The following is a 15,415-nucleotide window of genomic DNA, read 5'->3' as shown; positions in this document are numbered from 1 at the left end:
TAAAAGACTGTAAAAAGCCAAATCATAATTAGATTATGTGAACAAAGTAACAGAACTAGATAAAAATATTTCAACTTACTTGTTCAATTATCTACTTACGTCAGTATAAAAATTTAAGAAAATCGAGTAGAGTAACGGACGTGTCTTTATATTTCGATACTCTACTCGATTGGGTAATTACTTCAGAATATTAGCTGCAATAACCATACGTTGTACTTCACTGGTACCTTCATAGATTTCGGTAATCTTAGCATCACGCATCATACGCTCTACAGGATATTCTCTTGTATAACCATATCCGCCGAATATTTGAACAGCTTTGGTGGTAACAGCCATTGCTGTCTCAGCAGCAAAGAGTTTAGCCATAGCGGCCTCTTTACTGTAGGGCATCTTATTGTCCTTGCGATAGGCAGCCTGATAAACCATAAGTCTTGCAGCTTCAACTTGAGTAGCCATATCAGCCATCATCCACTGAAGTCCTTGGTTAGCGGAGATTGGCTTGCCAAATTGTTCACGGATCTTACTGTATTCGATAGCAGCATCCAAAGCTCCCTGGGCAATACCCAGAGCTTGGGAGGCAATACCGATACGACCGCCATCTAAGGTCATCATAACTTGCTTAAAGCCTTGACCTTCTTCACCCAGCAGGTTAGCTTTGGGGATACGGCAATTCTCAAAGACTAGTTCGTAGGTAGCGGAGGCCCGGATACCCATCTTATGTTCTTTTTTACCAAAGGAGAAGCCGGGAGTTCCTTTTTCAACTATGAAAGAGGATATACCCTTAGATTTCTTAGACTTATCTGTAACAGCAATGATGACATAGGTGTCAGCATAATAACCGTTAGTAATAAAGATTTTGTTGCCGTTTAATACATACTCATCGCCATCTAATACTGCAGTGGTCTTTTGTCCAACAGCATCAGATCCTGCACCAGGTTCGGTAAGTCCCAGAGCACCGATTTTTTCACCACTGCACAAAGGAACTAAATATTTTTTCCTTTGTTCTTCGGTACCAAAGGCATAAATAGGCCATGCACACAGGGAAGTATGAGCGGATACCAACACACCGCTGGAAGCACATACGCGGCTTAATTCTTCAACAGCAATGGCATAGCTAACGTTATCCATGCCTGCACCTTCATACTCATCGGAAAAAGGTATGCCAGCAAGGCCCATCTCAGCCATTTTTGTCCACAGACCGTAATCGTACTGTTCATTTTCATCCATTTCTGCTGCCTTTGCTTTAATTTCTCCCTCAGCAAAGTCACGCACTGCTTTACGAAGCATTTCTTGTTCTTCAGTTAATTTGAATATCATATTCTTTCCCTCCTAATTTTATGGAATTCAACCTTTTTTCTGCTCTGCCTAAATGGCCAAGCTGAAACTCTAAAAAAATTCAAGTTTATTTGCCAGTAAAGTTAGGCTTTCTCTTTTCTACAAAAGCAGTCATGCCTTCTGTTTGATCGGTTGTAGCAAAGCAAAGACCAAATACTTCGGCTTCATATGCTATTCCCTTATCAACATCCATCTCTAGACCTTGATCAATGGCAGATTTGCAAAGGCGAACAGCAATTTGACCTTTGGATGCAATTCGTTTGGCCATGTTCTTACAGAATTCAAGTAATTGATCTTCTGGCACAACATGATTCACTAAACCAATACGATGAGCATCTGCAGCCCCGATAATATCGGCTGTATAGATCAGTTCTTTGGCACGACCTTTTCCTACTAAACGAGGCAATCTTTGGGTTCCGGCAAATCCAGGGGTGATGCCTAACCCAACTTCCGGTTGCCCAAACTTACTTTTTTCAGAGGCTACACGGATATCACAAGCCATAGCCAATTCACAACCTCCGCCCAGAGCAAAGCCGTTAATGGCCGCAATGATTGGTTTTGGCATATATTCTAGTTTTTTGAATACTTCTTGTCCCAGTTGACCAAAGTTCCGGCCCTCGAGGGCTGTCATATCTTTCATTGCTGTAATATCTGCACCAGCCACAAAAGCCTTTTCTCCAGCACCTTTTAGGATTACGACAAATATTTCATCATCCGCACTAATTGCGTCAACAGCTTGCCCTAATTCGGTAAGAACTTCGGGATTTAGGGCATTTAATGCTTTGGGACGATTGATGGTCAACAAAGCAATATTGCCTTCTTTTTCAAGGAGAATGGTATTCCATTCCATTGGGTTGACCTCCTAACTATTTACTGTAATCGTAGAAGCCTTTACCGGATTTTCTACCAAGCCAGCCGGCTTTTACATATTGACGGAGCAGTGGGCAGGGGCGATATTTGGAATCACCATAGCCTTCATAAAGAACGTTCATAATGGCAAGAATGGTGTCCAGACCAATTAGGTCAGCTAATGCAAGGGGTCCCATTGGGTGGTTGCAACCCAGTTTCATTACATCGTCAATTCCTTCTGGTGTAGCTACTCCTTCATAGACACAGAAGATAGCTTCGTTAATCATTAGTTGCAGAACACGGTTTGAAACAAAACCAGGAACATCATTAACTTCAACGGGTACTTTGCCAATTTTAATACTGGTTTCCTTGATAACATTGTAAACTTCGTCTGTGGTAGCCAGACCCCGGATAACCTCAACCAGTTTCATAACTGGTACGGGATTCATGAAGTGCATACCAATTACTTGGGCTGGACGTTTTGTTGTTGCTGCAATTTCGGTGATGGGCAATGAGGAGGTATTTGAAGCTAAAATTGCATGTGGTGGACATATCTCATCCAACTCGCTAAAGATTTTTGCTTTAATTGACATATTTTCAATAGCAGCTTCTATTACCAAATCACAATCTTTAGCATCTTGCAGACTGGTGGACTGAGCAATAAGAGCAAGGGCGGCATCCTTAGCTTCAGCTGCCATTTTACCCTTATCTACGCTGCGGGCCAGATTCTTTTCAATGTTTTTAAAACCCTTTTGAACAAATTCTGGGGCTATGTCGTTTAGAACTACAGAGATACCTGCCTGAGCAAAGACCTGTGCGATACCACTACCCATTTGGCCTGCTCCAACAACCATTACCTTTTTAATTTCCATTTTCATCCTCCTCATTAATTTATGTTATGGAAAGAAGCAATAATGATTATAAATACACCACCATGTTCTGCCCCATAGCAGCAGACATAGAGATTTATAGCCTACTTCAAATTGAAAGCTAAAACCCCGCAGAACATTGTCTGGCGGGGCTCTAGGCTCTCATCTCAGAAATTAAGCTTTATTTTGTTAGTTATACATTACTTTATACCTGCTGCCGTTATGTATACGGGTTGCTTTCTTTCTGTTGAGAAACATGCGTTGTTTTGAAGCTTATTTGTTAAGCCACATCTTGGACATTTTATTTCTATCATTTGGCAATTGTTGTACCTCGCCAATAGCTTCTGGCACTTAGCGCAACGGAAATCATTCAACTTCCGCACCCTCCTTTGAAACCCGTATACTACAAACCTATTACACGGCACTTGAAGCTTAAATTATGCTAAAAGTTTTTTCAACTCTTCTTTAAGAATAGGTACAACTTCAAACAGGTCACCGACGATACCATAATCGGCTACCTTAAAGATATTAGCCTCAGGGTCTTTGTTGATGGCAACAATGCACTTGGAGGAACTCATACCAGCTAAATGCTGAATAGCACCGGAGATACCACATGCAATGTATAGATTGGCAGCTACGGTTTTACCAGTTTGTCCAACCTGTTGAGCCTGGGGATACCATCCAGCATCAACAACTGCCCTTGAACATCCGACAGCAGCACCAATGGAGTCTGCAAATTCTTCGATTAGTTTCATATTTTCTGGAGCTTTTACACCACGACCAGCTGAAACAATAATACTAGCTTCAGTAAGTTCTGGACGAGAAGAAATTGCCATGGCAACCTCTTTAATCACCTGACGAATATCTCCAGAAACTTCAACGTTTACTACCTCGGCTTGCTTACCTGCCTGAGGTTCATTAATTGCTAATACGTTAGGACGCATTGCAGCAACAACAGGGCGTGCTTCTGGACAAGAAGCAGATACAAAGGCTTTGCCTGCATAAAGGGGACGATCAAATACTAACTGACCACCATCAACTTTTACGCTTACACAATCTGAAAACATACCAGTTTCAAGACGTTGAGCTATGCTAGCACCTAAATCACGACCACTAGCGGTATATCCGAATAATATTGCATTGGGTTCATTGGCTTTTGCCAAATCAAACAGTGTATTAACATATGCATCATTAGTATATTCAGCTAGTTTTTCGTTATCGGCTACAAAAACCTTGTCTGCTCCATATTCACCAAGAGCAGCAGCTGCTCCGGCAACATCTTTACCAAATAATACAGCACAAAGTTCTTCTCCGAGATTGTCAGCCAGACCACGACCAGCGCTTAATAATTCGTATGTTACTTTTTTAATTTTGCCATCACGTTGTTCTGCAAATACCCAAATACCTTTTGCCATTGGCTTCCCCTCCTTTAAATAACTTTAGCTTCTTCTCTTAACAGTTTTGCAACTTCCTTAGCTGCAACGGCGGGCTCATCTGTAATAACCTTTCCGGCAGCCCGGGTTTGTGGTAAATAGATATTTAAGGTTTTTGCTTTTGCTGCTACAGCAGATGCATCAAGACCTAAAGCTCCCAATCCAACCTTTTCTATTTTCTTTTTCTTAGCCTGCATAATACCCTTCATGGATGGGTAACGGGGCTCATTAAGGCCTTTCTGGCAAGTAACCACAGCTGGTAAAGGAACTTCAATCGTTGCAGTACCACCATCAATTTCAGTAACTGCTGTGGCTTTTCCGTCAGCAACATCCAACTTGATAGCTAAATTAACTAAAGGAATATTTAAAGCTTGGGCAACACGACTAGCTACCTGGGCAGAACCATCATCAATTGCCCGCCAGCCTGCTAAAATCAGATCGTATTGCATAGCACCAATAGCTTTGGACAAAATAGTAGCTATACTGTACTCATCGACATCAGTCATAGCAGCGTCTTCAACTACATAACCATTTGTTGCACCCATTGCCAGAGCTTGGCGTACGGTTTGTTCTACATCTGCCCCTACAGAAACGATAGTTACTTCGCCCTTAGTAGCCTCCGCAATTTTCAGCGCTTCCTCAACAGCAAACTCATCATAAGGATTGATGATCTGGGTGATACCATCACCGCTAATTTTTCCATCTGCAATTTTGATTACGGCTTCGGTATCAAATACTTGTTTTAGTAAAACTAAGATTTTCATACGCACCCTCCTTTTTATTTATATAACATTATGAGCATAACTTTTTTAAATTGCCCATAAATTGGGAATCTAACTTATAAAAACTATCATTAATTTATATTGTTATAGTGCAAATATCATACCAAGATCGTCTTGCACATGACTTATCCTTGCTAGCACTGAAGTTTAAGGCAAATAAGCCAGATAATGGTTTGCTACACTCTTAACAATCGTTTCAATATTGCAACAAATTACAGAAAGTTTACGTTAGCATATTATTAGTTAGAATTTAAAATAAACCATTCATTCTTGTTACTCTCTACCTCTTTTTCCAGAACCCCCATGTCTGTGTATTTTTGCAATTCATAATAATCAAATAATTAAATTATTAAAGATTTTGATAATTTAATATTATATAAAAAATAAGCAACAACTTGTTTTTGTTCTGCAACAAATGTTGCAAAAATACAACAACTAAATAATGATATAGAATATTCTGATAAATAAGTTCGACCTATATATTATTAAATTATTGGTATAAGGGTGAAAATAATACACCCTTATACCAATATAATTACTGTAAATTTCGTTCTACTAATTCTGCAAGGTCAAAGGCTTTGACTTTTTCAGTTGCTTCTTTATCTTTTACGCCATCTTCAATCATTGTCAGACAGAACGGACAGTTAGTTGCTATAATTTCTGCGTTTGTTTCTAAAGCCTGTTCTGTACGCATTACGTTGATTCGAGTGCCATGTTCTTCTAGCCACATCCGTCCGCCACCAGCCCCACAACAAAAGCCCTTGGTTTTGTTTCTTGTCATCTCAACCAGATTGATACCTGGCAATCGGTTAATAATTTGTCTAGGAGCTTCATACTCATCCTGGTAGCGTCCCAGGAAGCAAGAATCATGATATGTTATCTTCTTCATTGAATCTGCTTGTTTAAACTTTAACTTGCCCGCTTGAATTAACTGATTAATAAACTGAGTGTGGTGTAGTACTTCATAATTACCGCCAAACTGAGGATACTCATCCTTTAATACAGTTAAACAGTGAGGGCAGGTCGTTACGATTTTCTTAACTCCATAATTGTTTAAAGTCTCAATATTACTATTAATTAATTCTTGAGCTAAGTATTCATTTCCTAAACGTCTGGCAGAATCACCACAACACTTTTCTTCAGGACCAAGAATTCCAAAATTCACACCTGCTGCTTTCATTATTTTGACAAAGGCGGTAGCAACTTTCTGACTACGATCATCAAAGGCACCTGCGCAACCAGTAAAGTATACAACATCTACGTTACTATCATCACTTAACAGTTTAATATCTAGATCTTTAGCCCATTCTCCTCTGGAGTTCCAACCTACACCCCATGGGTTATAGTTACGCTCCATGTTAGTAAATGCCAATTGTGCTTCTGCAGGAAAATCACTTTCCATAAGTACAAGATTTTGTCTCATTTGATTAATTTTAGGCACATGTTCATTTAAAACCGGACATTGCTCCATGCAACTGGCACAGTTTGTACAATCCCAAATTTCTTCAGCACTAAAAATATCCGGTACTAAATTTTGTTCTAATGCTTCGCTACTGGCTGCAGTCTCTTCTGCCGCTAAGCCAGATGAATGATTTCCCAATGCAGAGCCAAGCATTTTTGCTTTTTCATCTACATGCAGTCTTAGCTTATGAATAAGATGTTTTGGCGAAAGATGTTTTCCACTAAGATAAGCCGGACAGTTAGCCTGACAGCGACCGCACTCGGCGCAAGCATAAGCATCCATAATTTGTTTCCAATTAAAATCTTCTAATTTTGCTACACCATACTGCTCAATACTCTCATCTTCAAAATTAATGGGTTCAATCATCCCGCCCCTTGGTTTCAATGTACGGAAGAAGATATTTAAGGGTGCAAATACCGGATGCACATGCGGTGAGTATCTAAAAAATACCATAAAACCAGATAAAAATACTACATGTACCCAGAAGAATACTTCAAAACCTATTTCTAAATCGCCCTTAGGTAAGCCATTAAACGAATTTGCAAAAAAACCTGTAATAGGAGCAACAGAAGAGGCGGGATCTTGGGTTAAGGCTGCTTTAAATCCAGACGCCACAAAAACAGAAGCAATCATTAGTGTTAGTCCACTAACCATTGCTAAAATTAGATTTTCTGCAGGAGTACCAAAAGCTTCTGGCTCCAGACGCTCAACTTTCTGCACCCAACGTCGCCAACCGGAATACAAAATCCCCACAATGGCTATTAATCCTAAAATGTCAGTTAAAAGATAAAAGATTGCGTTATCACTAATAAACGGAATGAAAATGCCTGGGATTAATGATGATAAAATAAATTCCAGAATTCTTAAACCAAATAAAGACGAACCAAAAAATATCATAATATGCATGATACCGCCATCGGCTTCTTGTACAACTTTTCTTTGACCTAATGCATAAATTAGCAAACCTTTCAATCGTTCCCCAATATTATCCATGCGGTCATCTTTCTTACCTAAATAGGTTGCATTCAAACGTTCTTGAATACCTTTCACCATATTAAACAGACCAAATGCAATTAATGCAATAAATAAAATAAATCTTATGGGGCTCATTTTGTCCTCTCCCTTCGACCTTATCTCTTTCTAGTCAAGAACCCGCGGAGTTCCCAACAGATAACTATAATGCAAGTCTCATACCAATTGTACTAATTTAAGGTATAAACCCTGTTGAACGAGAGTTTTGGGGTGTTTAAATGGAATCCGGGTTTGTAACCGACCTAACAACCGTAGCAATATCGCAACAGGACTAGTGTTTTTGTTTTTATTAACAATATATCTTTTGGTAAATTCATACAAATAGATTATCGCTAACCCAATTCACAATATTTAATAAAGAACATATTCTGTGAAAATATTACGAATTAAATAACAATTCATAATATTAAATTTAATTATGGTTTAAAATGGCAGAAATAATTATGTGTTGTTGTAACAACTTCGCATTATTCGGAATGTTTCCACATTACAACAACACGTTGCATTTTGGCATCAAATGCAACCATTATTTTTCAAGGCTATTGTGCTTTTGAAATTCCATACTTAGCAGCTTTACGGACAATAGTAGAAGCATCGACTTTTAATGCTTTGGCCATTTGTCGAGTTGTTCTGCATTCTGCATAGGCCCTTTCTAATACTTGTTTTTCTACATATTCCACTGCATCTTTCAAGGGCATAAGGCCAGATACCTGAACAGGCAAACTCTCTGGGGTACTTCCTCCCAGATTAGGAGGGAGATCCTCCCTGGTTAATAAGTCCCTAGGGGTTACAACCACTAATCTTTCAATAAGATTTTCCAGTTCCCGAACATTGCCTGGCCAATTGTACCGAAGGAAGATGTCTATCACCTCACGGGAAATTCTTTTGTTAAGTTTATATTTAAGATTAAACATCAAAACAAAGTGAGTAACCAGTGCTGGTATATCCTCTTTTCTCTCCCTTAGGGGAGGTACATTTACGGGAACTACATTTAATCGATAATAGAGATCCTCCCGAAACTCTTTATGTCGAACCATTTCAATTAAATTTCGGTTGGTGCCTGCTAAAATGCGAGCATCAATCTTAAGGGGTTTTTCTCCCCCAACCCGGACAATTTCTCTACTCTGTAGAACTCGTAATAGTTTAACCTGCAGGTTCAGAGGCAAGTCCCCAATCTCATCAAGAAAAAGAGTCCCCCCCATTGCCAACTCGAAATAGCCAGCTTTACCTTGTTTTTTAGCACCTGTAAAGGCACCATATTCATAACCAAATAATTCTGATTCCAATAAGTTTTCTGGAATTGCTCCACAATTAACTTTAATGAAAGGTCCATCTTGGCGGGGACTGTTCTTGTGTAGTGTTTCTGCAATTAATTCTTTCCCTGTTCCTGATTCCCCGGTGATTAAAATAGTTGAATTAACCTCGGCTAACCGCATGATGAGCCCCATGAGGTCCTTCATTTTTGCTGAATTAACCACCATCTTGTCGGAGCCGGGATAATGAATGCCTAACGAGCGCAATTGTCTCTCGTAATGAAGCCTCAATCCCCGGGCCTGTTCCAATTCCTGTTTTAGCAAGTTCAGTTCAGTGATATCACGGATGTTACAAACCACTCGAAAGACATTACCATTTTCGTCAAAGACTGGATTACCTGTAGCCAAGGTTATCTTGCCAATCTGTGTTTTTTGCATAATGGTAACGGTTTCTCGCTGCTTTAGGACAAGGGATGTCACTGATTCCGAAACAATTCCCTCATCTATTAGATCCTCAATGTGACGCCCTAAAAGTGTTGAAGCATCTGCACCGGTTATACGTTCAAAGGCTTTGTTCGTTCGAAGGGTTATCCCGTTTCCATCGGTAATGAAAAGTCCGTCAAAGGAAGATTGTATAATGGCATCAAATTCTTGATTTAATTCTTTAACAGATTTTAACTCCCCAGATATACTTTCCAACTCGGAAAATTGTTGAAAGACAGCTACGGCTCCGGTGATTTTGTCATTCATCTTGACGGGGAATTTATTAATGATAAAATATTGATTATTTAGCAAAACTTTATGTATCTTTTCAACTTTGCCTGATTGAATAACATCCATCAGTCCAATGTTGGGAAATAGTTCATTAATCTTTTTTCCCTTTACCTCTTGTAATGTTTTTCCGAAGAATTTCTCTGCTGATCTGTTAAACACCTTAATTCTTCCTTCTTCATCCACAGAAACAATCAGATCATGAATGGAGTTAATGATTGTGGCAAACTCACAAGAAACATCTTGATAAAAATTATTGAACGCACTTAAAAGATTCGTCCGTGTTTTCATGTCTGCAAAAGCTTGCCCTTCAGTAAGGGGGAACCGCCCCGATTCCTGCATTAAAATTTCTTCCACATCATCATTTGAGTTATTATTAACGTCTCTTCTAATTAATGTAGCAATTGTCGTCTGTACACTCAGTCCCTGACTAACCAGTTTGAAGATTTGACTCTTCGTAAAAAGTCCAATAATATTTCCATTGCTATCAATTACCGGTGCACCATCTACCTGGTGGTTCAGGAAGATTTCCGCCACCTCTTGGACAGTTTGCTCCGGTGTCAGAACAATGGGCTTGCGGGTCATAATATCTCGTAGCTTCACTTCCACCACCTCAACCCTACCTTATCATAGATTAATGTTAATTGAAAAGTGATATTATTGCGAAAATTACTACATTTATAGACAAAATAATACGAAACATGTCATAAATTGACGATTCGAAGAATTTTATGAGATAACACGGGTTGCAACAGGCTGAACAAACAATAAAATGTTACACCCTTTACACCCCGTAGTGTATCTTTTTGTATACAGCGGTCGAAGTTGTAGAAGCAAGTTTATTTGTATCTTTTGGCAATGTAATTCTTCTGTTGTACACATAAACCAGTTTCTTCGTATATTTTATTTAACAAAGTAGCTAAGTCATTGTCCTGTTTACAAGATATATTCAACTTGGATTCGGAAAGTAACTTTTAGAAATCCTCTAACGTCAAGGCTTCAAAGTCATTTTTACGTGTAAAAATTTTAGCAAAAAAAAGGGTACACCACTCCTTAGCTGGAAATGTTTTAGTGACCAAACCAAATCATTCCAAAGGATGGTGACCCTCTAAAATGATGGTATCACAACTTATTACCACAAATCAACTTGAAACTATGTCCCGTCAACAACGACGTAACTTGGAACGCAAATACCAAAAGAAATTAAATTCCCTACAACACCAGACTAGCAAAAGCGATCTTCCGCTTAGGTTTGACAATTCGTCTGTAACCGCTTATGGAAGTTTTGGTATACTAGAGGCTTTTAAGAAGGCTGTTGATTTACCCGGTATGCTTAAACGGGTCTCTCTTAAGCGGCATCATAACTGTAAATACTCTGATACAGAGTTGTTGGATACGATCATTGATGCCCTCTCATTGGGATTATTGCGGTTTTCTCATATGAATGCTCTACAAACTGATCCTGGGTACCAGAAAATTAAGGAAGTAACACAAGTGCCTGACGAGAGCACCTTGCGAAACTTTGTATCTCTTATATGTGAGCAGGAGGCATTAGACCAATTGTCTCTGGTGAATCAGGAACTGTTATCCTTAAAGGCCAAATGCGACCAATCCCGCGAAGTCTGGCTGGATATTGACGACAGTGTCCTCACTGTTTTCGGTAAACAGGAGGGATCAAAAGTCGGTTACAATCCCCGGTATCACGGGCGACCTTCCTACAAAGTAAAAGTAGCGTTTATCTCCGGAACTTGCGAACTGGTCAATGCTGGCTTATATAGTGGGAATGTCGCCAGTAACGGCCAATTTATGGAGTTTCTTAAAGAGACACTAGAGATCTTAGCCAACCAGAATATCCTCGTAAAAGGCATACGCATGGATAAAGGTTTTTTTGATGAAGATAACTTCGCCTACCTGGAAGAACAGGGCATTGAGTATATTTGTAAGGCTAAGCTCACCAGTAATATGAAAAAAGTCATTAAATACCTTGATGATCAGGAACGATGGCAGCCTTTGAGCAACCACTACGCTGCAGCAGAAATTACTCTTCCATTGCCTAAATGGTCCAAAGCCCGCAGGTTTGTATTTATCCGTGAAACTCAAGAACCAAAGGTATCTGGTGAGCAACTTAACTTTGACCTAAAGACATTTGATTACCAAGTGATAATTACTTCTAGCGACGAGTACAACCCAGAGGAGGTATGGCACCAATACAATAAGCGTTGCAATATTGAAAACAAAATTGATGAACTCAAGGTTGGTCTAGGCTTTGAAAAAATGAGTCAGGCAGAGTTGGATCGAAATATAGCCTTTATGTGGCTCAAAGTATTATCGTATAACATTCTCAACTGGTTTCGCTTGGTCTTATTGGATGGCAAAGACAGTCGTGCTGAAGTGCCAACTATCCGCCGCAAAATACTGAATGTACCTGGGAACATTGTAGGCAACGACCGTTACCGCCATATAAAGTTAGCCCCTAATCCCTGGCTACAAAAGGTTTTGAAAAATGCCAAGGAAAAACTACAAGAATTTCTCTGCACACAGGCATGGGTTGCAGTAAGTTCCGGTTAAACAAACATCGGACGACCTAAATATCTGGTGTCACTGATCCCCCAAAAGGGGTCTTATTAACTGTACCCTAAAACCTAGCCTTTATTGGGGTACTTAGGAGTAATACCATATTCCAGACGCCAAGAATTTCAGAGACCATAAAAACAGTGGTTTAATGCCCTAAAATTTGGTTATTTGAGGGATTAAGTCAAGCTCGGGAAGCTACTTTCCGATTTCAAGTTCAAATTATTTAATACTAGTTTCAAAAAATCTAGACCATTTTGTAAATCCTTAGAGGTTAAGAGATTTGAAAAATCCTGTTCTTCCACTTCATAATGCCCTAGAACTGATACACTTAAGTTGTACCCTTCTTCATCTGCAAGTGAGTAAAAACCAATTGCTCCATTTATAAGCAAAAGTCCATAACTAAGCCCGCCGGACCTTACCGGCAGTGATACTTCTTCTACTTGAACCTCCATTTGGTGTGAAAGTAGAAGATACTCCTTTAGTTCTTTTATTTCTTCATTAGTGAAAAATTCATTCACAAATAAATTATCGCACCAAGCTTCAGCGTTATTATCATCGTAATTTTCGATGAGTTCTTCATAAGGAGCTATAGGTTTTTTCCTACCAACTACGAACCAGTTAAACGTCACCTCATTCTGCCCTTTATAATGATCTAATACTGACCAAGCCCTAAATAACTGCATTATCATTTCTCCTCCTCGTATTGCACTAGTCCCTTGACATTGCCAAGGCGGGGTAAAATTGAGAAGGCCCTTTGAGTATTCCAAAACTCAAAAGGCTTTTTATAATCAGTCTAAGCTTAATAACTCATTATTTAATCTTTTGTTTTAATGGTAACTTTGATGCTTCTGCAGCAATGATCATTTTGTATGATAATACAATCCGGCTTATCTATCACCTTATATTCACCATTGGATTCAACAATCAAGTCATTCACTTCAAGTCCTCCCTCTTTGGGGATAAATAAAGGACGATTTAGCGGAATGATAACAGAATCTTTCAATATAGCCATTTCTTTACCTCCTCAATAATTTTCTTTTCATTTAAAAAGGCAATGACCAGTAGATTTGAATTTCATCAGGTCGAATAATTCCCCGATCTGTTATGATTCCAGCCAGTAACTGGGGGGGAGTACAATCAAAGGCCGGGTAAAAGCCTTTTACTTTTTTACTGCTAATATTGATTCCATTAAAAAATAGCACTTCATTAGGATTTCGTAATTCGATAGGGATGTCTTCACCTCTTTGGCACTTTTTGTCTGGTCCCCCATAACCAAATATGTAAAAAGGCAGTTGATGGTGGTGAGCTGCAATTGCCAGTTGAAAAGTGCCTACTTTATTAACCACTGTACCATCCAGGGCGATTCGGTCTGCTGCGGTAAAAACCTTTGCTATCATCCCCTGGCTCATACAATAAGCTGCCATGTTATCATTAATTAACGTTACTGGAATTCCAAGCTCAGAAACCGACCAGGCAGTTAGCCGAGCTCCCTGAAGATAAGGTCTCGTTTCAGTAGCCATTAATTGTATTCTTTTGTCATGCTCTCGTGCAAGTCGTAGCATATATAATAGTGCTGGGCCGGGAAAACAATGTGTAAGAATGCAATCCCCATCTTCCACCAGAGTCTCTGCCCATTTACCAGTTAATTCACAACGAGTTTCTGCTTTTTTTATAATCTTATCTATTCTTTTTAATATTTGTTCCGACCAATTAGGCTGTTTCCAGTCTACTTGATCGATTAATCGCCTCAACAAAACTTTCATATGATAACCAGTTGGTCGAGTATTTTCCAACCGTTCTCTAACTTTAACTAAATATTCCTGTGCTTCATCACTTTTTATTCCTGCAATGGATTCCACGTAGCGAGCTGCCAGATAAAGACCATAGCCAGCGGTTATCGCAATATCTCCTGCTCCTTGTACTACCATATCTTCAATACTTTTTGCCACTTCTTCATAATCATGACATACTACCTCAATTACTTCATGAGGAAAACGACGGCGATCTAAAATGATGAGTAATTCATCCCTTAAAAAAACTGTATTGTTTGTATACATTAACAGGGGTTCTTTCAATCGCCTCTCCCTCCTTTTCATCCTAAAAGCATTAAGTTTCCAATTAGATAACGTTTTCTTATCATTTTCTCGAGTCATGATTTTAAATATAAATATTAGCAGGTTTTTCTATCAATAAATGTTGCTGCTTTACACCTCAAAAGATGTGTAAAGCAGCAATTCAAGTATTTAATAGTTTGCTTGATTTCCCTTTATTTTAGTTTCCAATTTGGTTTTCTCTTATTTAAAAATGCATCTACACCTTCATGAGCATCTTCAGTTGTACACAATGTAGCGAAATGATTGGCAGTTAACTCAAATGCTTTGTCATATTCCAAATCAGACATCTTATAGAAAGATTTTTTGCCCAGTTGAACACCTAATGGACTTTTAGCTGCCAATTTTTCGGCCAATTCCATAGTTTTTTCTTCTAGCTTATCTTTGGGAACTACCTTATTTATTAGACCAATTCTTTCAGCTTCCGCAGCTTCTATCAAATCGCCAGTCAATAATAATTCCAGCGTTTTTTTCCTTCCTAGATTACGTGATAAGGGAATTGCTGGTCCCATACAGAATAGTCCTACATTTACAGCTGTGGCGCCAAATTTAGTTCCTTCAGTAGCTATAGCCAAGTCTGAAGCAGCTACAATTCCAATACCATTAGCAACAGCAATGTTATGTGCAGATGCAATCACAGGCTTTCCCATTTTGGAGATAGTTATAAATGGATTCTCCATTAATGTAATCCATTCATAGTATTCCAAGACATTTTTGCCCTCAAGTTCCGAAACATCTATCCCTGCGCAAAAACTTTTTCCTGCACCTTTAATAATTACAACTCTTGTTTCATCATCTTGTTCAAAATCTATTAGAGCATTATTAAATCCAGTTGCTAGTGAAGAACTAAAAGTGTTTAATTGATCTGGTCGATTTAAAGTAATTATACCTATATGACCCTTTTTTTCCTTTAAAATAACATTGTCAGCCATATTATCACCCTC

At 38.9% G+C, this 15,415-nt stretch carries 13 protein-coding genes; 1 reads left to right on the top strand and 12 read right to left on the bottom strand.

Features of this window, described 5'->3' with window-relative positions; genetic code table 11:
• Positions 1–177 precede the first annotated feature (177 nt).
• From DRED_RS09540 to DRED_RS09510, 8 genes are all read right to left on the bottom strand, one after another.
• Positions 178–1,317 (bottom strand): acyl-CoA dehydrogenase, encoded by a 1,140-nt coding sequence (locus tag DRED_RS09540; protein ID WP_011878120.1) that lies wholly within the window; start codon positions 1,315–1,317, stop codon positions 178–180.
• A gap of 85 nt (positions 1,318–1,402) precedes the next feature.
• Complete coding sequence (locus DRED_RS09535) at positions 1,403–2,185, bottom strand: short-chain-enoyl-CoA hydratase (protein ID WP_011878119.1); 783 nt, start codon at positions 2,183–2,185, stop codon at positions 1,403–1,405.
• Positions 2,186–2,201: 16 nt separating this feature from the next.
• Positions 2,202–3,056 (bottom strand): 3-hydroxybutyryl-CoA dehydrogenase, encoded by an 855-nt coding sequence (locus DRED_RS09530; RefSeq protein WP_011878118.1) that lies wholly within the window; start codon positions 3,054–3,056, stop codon positions 2,202–2,204.
• Between the two features lie 197 nt (positions 3,057–3,253).
• Positions 3,254–3,436: a Com family DNA-binding transcriptional regulator gene (locus DRED_RS19775; protein WP_420794759.1), complete on the bottom strand. Its 183-nt coding sequence runs from the start codon at positions 3,434–3,436 to the stop codon at positions 3,254–3,256.
• A gap of 54 nt (positions 3,437–3,490) precedes the next feature.
• Positions 3,491–4,468, bottom strand: a complete 978-nt coding sequence (locus DRED_RS09525; RefSeq protein WP_011878117.1) for an electron transfer flavoprotein subunit alpha/FixB family protein — start codon at positions 4,466–4,468, stop codon at positions 3,491–3,493.
• A 14-nt stretch (positions 4,469–4,482) separates the two neighbouring features.
• Positions 4,483–5,250 carry an electron transfer flavoprotein subunit beta/FixA family protein gene (locus DRED_RS09520; protein ID WP_011878116.1) on the bottom strand — a complete coding sequence of 256 codons (768 nt, stop codon included), beginning with the start codon at positions 5,248–5,250 and terminating at the stop codon, positions 4,483–4,485.
• A 553-nt stretch (positions 5,251–5,803) separates the two neighbouring features.
• Entirely contained in the window at positions 5,804–7,840 is a 2,037-nt protein-coding gene (locus DRED_RS09515) for a heterodisulfide reductase-related iron-sulfur binding cluster (protein ID WP_011878115.1), read from the bottom strand.
• Between the two features lie 461 nt (positions 7,841–8,301).
• The gene (locus DRED_RS09510; protein WP_041274562.1) at positions 8,302–10,389 is read right to left on the bottom strand and encodes a sigma 54-interacting transcriptional regulator; all 2,088 of its coding nucleotides are present in this window, start codon (positions 10,387–10,389) and stop codon (positions 8,302–8,304) included.
• Positions 10,390–10,899: 510 nt separating this feature from the next.
• Here DRED_RS09510 and DRED_RS09505 point away from each other — a divergent pair.
• Positions 10,900–12,354 (top strand): IS1380-like element ISDre3 family transposase, encoded by a 1,455-nt coding sequence (locus DRED_RS09505; protein WP_011876820.1) that lies wholly within the window; start codon positions 10,900–10,902, stop codon positions 12,352–12,354.
• A 182-nt stretch (positions 12,355–12,536) separates the two neighbouring features.
• Here the strand turns inward: DRED_RS09505 and DRED_RS09500 are convergent, their stop codons facing one another.
• The 4 genes from DRED_RS09500 to DRED_RS09485 all read right to left on the bottom strand — a co-directional run bounded on the left by DRED_RS09500 (position 12,537) and on the right by DRED_RS09485 (position 15,403).
• A complete protein-coding gene (locus DRED_RS09500) occupies positions 12,537–13,043 on the bottom strand; it encodes a hypothetical protein (RefSeq protein ID WP_041274561.1) in 507 nt (168 codons plus the stop codon).
• 131 nt (positions 13,044–13,174) lie between these two features.
• Positions 13,175–13,372, bottom strand: a complete 198-nt coding sequence (locus DRED_RS09495; protein WP_041274560.1) for a hypothetical protein — start codon at positions 13,370–13,372, stop codon at positions 13,175–13,177.
• A 31-nt stretch (positions 13,373–13,403) separates the two neighbouring features.
• Positions 13,404–14,435, bottom strand: a complete 1,032-nt coding sequence (locus tag DRED_RS09490; RefSeq protein ID WP_011878112.1) for a s-methyl-5-thioribose-1-phosphate isomerase — start codon at positions 14,433–14,435, stop codon at positions 13,404–13,406.
• A 191-nt stretch (positions 14,436–14,626) separates the two neighbouring features.
• Positions 14,627–15,403 carry an enoyl-CoA hydratase-related protein gene (locus DRED_RS09485; protein WP_011878111.1) on the bottom strand — a complete coding sequence of 259 codons (777 nt, stop codon included), beginning with the start codon at positions 15,401–15,403 and terminating at the stop codon, positions 14,627–14,629.
• Between the last annotated feature and the right edge of the window lie 12 nt (positions 15,404–15,415).

Source organism: Desulforamulus reducens MI-1, from assembly GCF_000016165.1.
In the GTDB taxonomy this organism is placed as follows: domain Bacteria; phylum Bacillota; class Desulfotomaculia; order Desulfotomaculales; family Desulfotomaculaceae; genus Desulfotomaculum; species Desulfotomaculum reducens.
Note: the sequence above shows the minus strand (reverse complement) of the source record. Positions and strands in the feature narration are given on the sequence as shown.